The sequence below is a fragment of the Mesorhizobium silamurunense genome, from assembly GCF_014843825.1.
GTDB classification, from domain to species: domain Bacteria; phylum Pseudomonadota; class Alphaproteobacteria; order Rhizobiales; family Rhizobiaceae; genus Mesorhizobium; species Mesorhizobium silamurunense.
The window spans coordinates 1-1,342 of record NZ_JHQR01000118.1 but is presented as its reverse complement, the minus strand read 5'-3'; the positions used below and the strand labels follow the sequence as shown (position 1 = coordinate 1,342).

Sequence of the window (1,342 nt, the reverse complement as noted above, 5' to 3'; positions counted from 1 at the left end):
CTTGACCTCAACACGCCGAATAGAGAAGCACGACAGATAGGCGAGCACCGCTTCAGGCCCGGCGAAGGGCGGCTTGGCGTAGACCACCCAGCGCTTCTTCCTGACGGGAGCCAGGTGGCGCAGGAAGGCCCGTCGCTCGGCGAGGTGCGCCATCGATCCGAAGAAGACGAGCCGCCCGGCGTCGTGCAGCGTGAGCAGTCGGGTGAGGAACAGGCGGCGGAACAGCTTGCCGAGCACGCGCACAGGGAGCAGGAAGGCCGGGCGCGAGGAGACCCAATGCGTCCCGTCAGGCGCGATGCCGCCGCCCGGCACGATCATGTGGACATGGGGATGGTGCGTCATTGCCGAGCCCCAGGTGTGGAGCACGGCAGTGATGCCGATGCGTGCGCCGAGATGCTGGGGGTCCGCTGCTATCGTCATCATCGTCTCCGATGCCGCGCGGAACAGCAGGTCGTAGACCAGCTTGTTGTGGAAGGCGATGTCGGCGACCTCGGCCGGCAGCGTGAACACGACGTGGAAGTAGCCGACCGGCAGCAGGTCGGCCTGGCGCTCGGCCAACCATGTCCGCGCCGCTGCGCCCTGACACTTCGGGCAGTGCCGGTTGCGGCAGGAGTTGTAGGCGATGCGCCACTGGCCGCAGTCCTCGCAGGCCTCGACGTGGCCGCCAAGGGCCGCGGTGCGGCAGTGCTCGATCGCCGACATGACCTTGAGCTGCTGCAGTGTCAGATGCCCTGCATGGGCGGCCCGGTAGGCGGGCCCGGCAGTGCGGAAGATGTCGGCGACCTCGATCGAGGCGCGCACGCTCAGCCGGCGGGTGAGATCTCTTGCGGCTTGAAGAGGCCAAGCTTGTCGAGCGGGCTGGTGACGGTGCGCACCGTGCGGGTTGCAACCTTGGTGTAGAAGGCGGTGCTATTTAGCTTGGCGTGCCCGAGCAGGACCTGGATGATCCGGATGTCGGTGCCGTCCTCCAGCAGGTGGGTGGCGAAGCTGTGACGCAGCGTGTGCGGCCCGACCCGCTTGGCGATGTCGGCGGCCTGTGCTGCCTCGACGACCACGCGATAGAGTTGGCGGGGGCTGATGGGCTTCATCGCATGCTGCCCCGGGAACAGCCAGCCGTCGCGATGCATCCCCCCCTGCTGGCGTCCGACCTTCCACCACTGACGCAGCAACAAGAGCAGGTCTTGTGACAGCATGGCGTTGCGATACCGCCCGCCCTTGCCGCGCTCCACCCGGATCAGCATGCGCTCGCTGTCGATGTCGGCGACCTTCAGCGCCGAGACCTCGGCGACGCGCAAGCCCGCGCCATAGGCAACCGACAGTGCGGCCTGGTGCTTGAGGCAGG

2 protein-coding genes are annotated in these 1,342 nt (G+C 67.7%); both read right to left on the bottom strand.

Annotated elements, in window-relative coordinates:
• Positions 1-801, bottom strand: an 801-nt coding sequence (locus tag DH10_RS13590; RefSeq protein ID WP_192384797.1) for an IS91 family transposase, incomplete at its 3' end; no start/stop codon positions are given.
• 2 nt (positions 802-803) lie between these two features.
• Positions 804-1,342 (bottom strand): tyrosine-type recombinase/integrase (locus DH10_RS13585; protein ID WP_192384796.1); only part of this gene is annotated, 539 nt, incomplete at its 5' end.